Consider the following 2,088-nt stretch of genomic DNA (forward strand, 5'->3'; position numbering starts at 1 on the left):
CCAGGCGGTTATTTCAGGTATTTCAACCCTATTTCATGCCTGAACGTCTCGCACTATTGTCTGATATTATAGCATTAGTCAAGGTGGTTAGGACGCAGCTGGGAGAACGGAATCCATGGCATCATCGAGAGAATCAAACTGCTCACGTGCAATGGCGAATGCGGGCTTTCAACCACGACCAACATTTCTCTATCTTGTTGAGGTCTGGCGAATAAGGTGGTAGATAGAGCAAACGGCATTGAGCCGCCTCCACTAGCTCAGGAATCCGTCCCCCTTTATGAAACGTTGCATTGTCTAGCACTAGAGTCTGACCTGGCTTCAGTGTTGGAATTAAGATGAACTCCAACCACAACTCAAACACTGTCCGATTACAACAACCCTCAAAGGTAAAGGGAGATTAGGGGTCGAGATAGACCTCACGGTCTACCCCTCCCATTCAAAACCGTACTTGAGACTTTCACCTCATACGGCTCCTAGTTTGACCGTCTCCTTGTTAAGAGTACAGCATCATCTCTTCATCAAGAGCTGTTTTATCATCGTGACAATGGCGATGTAATAGTTGAAGATTTTTGTATTCATCCTTTCCGCCATGGCTTCTAGGTACAATGTGGTCTACTTCAATTATATCTGATGGGGTAAAGAATTGTCCACACCAGGTACATCTACCTTTTTGCTTTTTGAGTAGTTTTGCTACCCTAATTGGCGTGTCGATTGCTTGTCCTTTTCTGGTTGCCCAGTAAGTCCAGTTTCCGTCGTATGGTGTTGCATCGGGGCGTATAATGGTGTGTCTGACAGTCGGCGTGTAACTATGTTTCCATAGTGTTAATCCATCCTTAGTCTGGAACAACCAAGATTCATGTCTTTCTTTCCCATTACTAAGTCTAACCGTTCCATGACTGAAATAGTTTCTTCGCTTCTTGTAACTTGCCTTTCCGCATCTTGATACTGTCCATGCCCTTAACATTAACCAGACTATATGGTCTAGTTTATTGAAGGTCTCTGATGAGACTACCGCTGAATAGTAGTTTGACCATCCTCGAATAATCGGGTTTAGCTTGCTAATCAGGGCTGATTGAGGTGCTGTTTTAATTTGTTTTATTACACCTTTAATCGCTTCTGTATGGACTTTAACTGCTTTTTTGCTGGGTTTTATGTTAGTTTTTAATCCTAACATTTTGTGGGGGGTTTTATTAAATAAGAAGCCTCATTTTCTTCTTCCCCCATGTTTCCCAGATTTATATTTTCCTACCGGGTATTGCCTGATATTAAATCCTAGAAAGTCGAACCCTGGTTCCTCTGTTTTTCCATCATACTCAATACGTTTGAGCGTGTGACAGATTCGAGTCTTTTCAGGTTTTATTTCTAGTCCAACAGGTTTTAACCATTTGGAAATAGCAGTTTTGCACTGTTCAATGATTTCAAGTGATGGGGATATTACTACAAAATCATCGGCGTATCTGATTGTTGTGGCTTGAACCACGTTTCTCTTTTTAGGATACATTGTTTCTATGAACCTAACCATTCCCAACAGTGCGATGTTGGCGAGTATTGGACTTATTACCCCTCCCTGGGGTGTCCCTGTTTCTGTATCATCGAAAACGCCGTTATCTAGCACGCCTGCTTTGAGCCATTGTTTCAGGTCTCTCTTTAGACTGCTTGGACAATGAATTTTGGAAAGTAGGTATTCATGGTTCACGGTAAGAGCATTTCGCTATATGTTAGGGGTCGAGAATGGAGTCACCACCATCCCCTCCCATTCAGAACCATACGTGAAAGTTTCCCTTCATACGGCTCCTGGTGTGGATACCCTGTTTTGTCAAAGGAGCAGAATCAACAGACCTGCTTTTTACTTCGATGTTCAGAGCTATATGCAGCACGTAGTCTTTAAACTCGTCCTCGCCATTATACTCTTACTGACCGCAGTATCTATATCCACACCGTGACAATTGGGCATATCCCAACCATGACAATTGGGCTTTAGCTTCTGGTCACATCCTTAGCCCTCTAAGCATGCGCTTACATTTTTCACTAGTGCCTTGTGAATTGCATTACTCACTTGTTTATGGGCAGAGCATTAGAGGGGTTACC

At 43.0% G+C, this 2,088-nt stretch carries 2 pseudogenes; both read right to left on the reverse strand.

Annotation, left to right across the window (positions count from 1 at the left end):
- Nucleotides 1-87: 87 nt before the first annotated feature.
- Nucleotides 88-397, reverse strand: a pseudogene (locus P5674_RS24285) (transposase); the annotation flags it as partial.
- Between the two features lie 96 nt (nt 398-493).
- Nucleotides 494-1,696: pseudogene (locus tag P5674_RS24290) on the reverse strand (group II intron reverse transcriptase); the annotation flags it as partial.
- Between the last annotated feature and the right edge of the window lie 392 nt (nt 1,697-2,088).

This window comes from Limnospira sp. PMC 289.06 (genome assembly GCF_032350395.1).
GTDB lineage: Bacteria > Cyanobacteriota > Cyanobacteriia > Cyanobacteriales > Microcoleaceae > Limnospira > Limnospira platensis.